3 protein-coding genes and 1 pseudogene are annotated in these 2,326 nt (G+C 76.1%); 3 read left to right on the top strand and 1 reads right to left on the bottom strand.

All coding sequences use genetic code 11. The features are described 5' to 3' along the window. Nucleotides 1-956 (bottom strand): MFS transporter (locus tag I4I78_RS31965; RefSeq protein ID WP_218615242.1); only part of this gene is annotated, 956 nt, incomplete at its 3' end. An 86-nt stretch (nt 957-1,042) separates the two neighbouring features. Between I4I78_RS31965 and I4I78_RS31970 the strand changes: the two genes are divergently transcribed. The 3 genes and pseudogenes from I4I78_RS31970 to I4I78_RS31980 all read left to right on the top strand — a co-directional run. Further along, nucleotides 1,043-1,594 (top strand): YqgE/AlgH family protein, encoded by a 552-nt coding sequence (locus I4I78_RS31970; protein WP_218615244.1) that lies wholly within the window; start codon nt 1,043-1,045, stop codon nt 1,592-1,594. A gap of 162 nt (nt 1,595-1,756) precedes the next feature. Then, nucleotides 1,757-1,951 (top strand): annotated as a pseudogene (locus I4I78_RS31975) (DUF427 domain-containing protein); the annotation flags it as partial. After that, on the top strand, nt 1,918-2,326 hold a 409-nt coding region (locus tag I4I78_RS31980; RefSeq protein ID WP_218615243.1), incomplete at its 3' end, for an SdpI family protein. The pseudogene I4I78_RS31975 and the gene I4I78_RS31980, both read left to right, overlap by 34 nt.

The following is a 2,326-nucleotide window of genomic DNA, read 5'->3' on the forward strand; positions in this document are numbered from 1 at the left end:
AGCAGCACGATCTGCCCGACGCCGAGCAGCCCGCCCGCGCCCGAGGTCTGCTCCGGGGTGAACACGTAGCGGAAGAGCATGAGCATCAGCAGCGTGTTGATGCCGAACGCCAGCCGGTGCGCGACCAGCCCGAGGAACGGCGCCGCCACGGCCGGCGTCGAGGCGGTCGCGCGTGCCCCGGCCAGCAGGCCCCCGGCGACGTCCCGCAGCAACCCCCGTGCGCGGATGTCGTCGCCCTGACGACGATCTCCACCCACCGAGGGGTCGACGGGGTCGGGGCCCAGTGCCGCGCGCGCGAAGCCGATCGCCAGCGCCGCGGCCAGCAGCGACCCGGTCGCGGCCATCAGCGTGGTCAGCGCCGACCCGGCGTCGTCCGGCCCGAACAGGGCCCGGAACCCGACCGCACTCGCCGCGCCCAGCGCCGAGACCGCCGCCCCGACCGTCACCGACAGGGTGTTCGCCGGGACCAGCTGCGACCGGTCGTCGACGACGTGCGGCAGGGCCGCGGACAGCCCGGAGAGCACGAAGCGGTTCACCCCGGTCACGGCCAGGGCCAGCACGAACAGGACGGGCCCGGCGAGCCCGGCGGCCAGTGCTGCAGCCACGCACACGACCAGCAGGGCCCGCAGCACGCTGGCCCCGGCCAGTACCCGGCGCCGGTCCCAGCGGTCCAGGAGCGCACCGGCGAACGGCCCGAGCAGCGAGTACGGCAGCAGCATCACGGCCAGCCCGGACGCGATCAGCAGCGGGTCCGCCTCGCGCTCCGGGTTGAACAGCACGGCGCCGCCGAGCGCGGCCTGGAACAGCCCGTCGGCCCACTGCGCGGAGAGCCGGACGGCCAGCAGCCGGGCGAACGGGGGCGAGCGCAGCAGGTGGGCGAACCCGGCCCACCGCCGTCCGGGGTCGCTGCCGTGGCGTGTCTCTGCGACGTCCGGATCGGCGGGGGTACTACGCACGGGTGGTGAGCCTACGTCGCCGGGGCGAGTGCAACGATGGGCTCGTGCGGCCTCATCGCGCCGGCCCCGGCGCCCCTCCTCCGGTGATGCCGGGCTCGCTGCTCGTGTCCGCGCCGAGCCTCGCCGACCCGAGCTTCGTACGGACGATCGTCTACATGATCGAGCACCGCCCGCAGGGCAGCCTCGGCGTGGTGCTGAACCGGCCCGGCCCGGCCGAGGTCCGCGAGGTGCTCCCGGCATGGGGCCCGCTGGCCTCGGACCCGGGTTCGCTGTTCGTCGGCGGCCCCGTCGACAACGGGACCGCGCTCTGCCTGGCGGCGCTGCGCACCGGACAGAGCGCCCGCGACGTCCGCGGGCTGACGTCGGTGCGCGACCCCGTCCAGCTCGTCGACCTCGACGCCGACCCGGCGCCGTTGGCGCCCCGGCTCCGCGGCCTGCGGGTGTTCGCCGGCTACTCCGGCTGGGACGCCGGGCAGCTGGCCGGCGAGATCTCGCGCGGGGACTGGTTTGTCGTCCCGGGGCTGCCCGACGACGTGCTCGGGCCGGTCCACGACGGGCACTGGGAGCGTGTGCTGCGCCGTCAAGGCCTTCCGCTGGCGCTACTGGCCACGTTCCCACTGGACCCGGCGCGCAACTGAGCCGAGCTCTCCCTCGGTGGCGCGGGTACGGTCGCGACCGGTAGGTCCGGCGGAGGGTCGACGGAGGTCACGCGCATGTTCGGTCGACGTCCGGCCCGCGAGGAGCCCGGCCCCGGCCGTGAGTCGGTCTGGGACTACCCGCGCCCGCCGCGGGCCGAGCGGATGCACCGCCGGGCGGTGCTGCGCCACGCGGGCGCCGTCGTCGCGTCGTCGGACGACCTGGTGCGGGTGCTGGAGACCAGCCATCCGCCGACCTACTACCTGCCGCGCAGCGCGTTCACCGACGGGATGCTGGCGGCCGTCGAGCGCCGGACGTTCTGCGAGTGGAAGGGCGTCGCGCACTACGTCGACATCTCGGTGCCCGGCGCGGAGCCGCTGCGCTCGGTGGGCGCGCGCGGCTGCCGCGCAACCGGTTCGCCGGGGTCCGTACCCGGTCGAGCCTGCGCAGCGGTCCGGCGTTCGTGGTCGCGAACAAGGTCGCGGCGCCGCTTCTGGGCGCCGCCGGAGCGGTCGGGCTCGTCGGGGGTGCGGTCGTGCTCAGCGGCCCGCCGGTCGTCCTGGCCTGGATCGTCACCGGGGTGTCGGTGATCGCGCTGCTCGTGCTGTCCGGACTCGGCGGGGCGCTCGGCGACCGGGCCGCCGCGGCACTGGTCGCGGAGATGCCGGCCCCGGAGACGTGTGGCGGCGCGTGCACCGGCTGCGACCTGGTCGCCGGATGCCGCCCGGACGTCG

Origin of the sequence: Pseudonocardia sp. KRD291 (genome assembly GCF_019263595.1) — a bacterium.
Classification (GTDB): domain Bacteria; phylum Actinomycetota; class Actinomycetes; order Mycobacteriales; family Pseudonocardiaceae; genus Pseudonocardia.

Bases quoted from the DNA above. Each gene is read 5' to 3' on its own strand.
- I4I78_RS31970 (WP_218615244.1), top strand. From the start codon at position 1,043: ATGCCGGGCTCGCTGCTCGTGTCCGCGCCGAGCCTCGCCGACCCGAGC.